The sequence below is a fragment of the Mesorhizobium sp. M8A.F.Ca.ET.021.01.1.1 genome (assembly GCF_003998025.1).
In the GTDB taxonomy this organism is placed as follows: Bacteria; Pseudomonadota; Alphaproteobacteria; order Rhizobiales; family Rhizobiaceae; genus Mesorhizobium.
Window position 1 is genome coordinate 1 of sequence record NZ_RZSJ01001065.1, and the last position, 621, is coordinate 621.

Below are 621 nucleotides of genomic sequence, written 5' to 3' on the forward strand. Positions count from 1 at the left end.
GTTCATTCCGGGCTTCGAGGAACAGCTGATTGGCACCAAGGCCGGCGACGAGAAGCAGGTCACCGTAACCTTCCCGGAAAACTACCAGGCGGCGCATCTGGCCGGCAAGGAAGCGACCTTCGACGTCACCGTCAAGGAAGTGTCGAAGCCCGGCGAACTGGAAATCAATGACGAGACCGCCAAGAATCTTGGCCTGGAGTCGCTGGAGCGCCTGCGTGACATCGTGCGCGGCCAGATCGAGAACCAGTTCGGCTCGATGACGCGCCAGAAGGTCAAGCGCCAGCTGCTCGACCAGCTCGATGCGGCCTATTCGTTCGAAGCGCCGTCGAAGCTCGTCGAGGCGGAATTCAACAACATCTGGGCGCAGGTCAACCGCGACCTGGAGGCCGCAGGCCGCACCTTCGCCGACGAAGAGACGACCGAGGAAGAGGCGCGCGCCGAGTATATGCGTCTTGCCGAGCGCCGCGTGCGCCTTGGCCTTGTGCTGGCCGAGATCGGCGAGAAGGCCGGCGTCACCGTGTCGGATGAGGAACTGCAGCGCGGCCTGTTCGAGCAGGTTCGTCGCTTCCCGGCCAACCAGCAGCAGGAAGCTTTCGAGTTCTATCGCAGCAACCCCGAGGC

The 621-nt window shown here is 63.4% G+C and carries 1 protein-coding gene; it reads left to right on the forward strand.

The window, feature by feature from the left end:
- The coding region (gene tig, locus EOA36_RS36615; RefSeq protein ID WP_127281323.1) for a trigger factor at positions 1 to 621 on the forward strand (621 nt) is incomplete at both ends.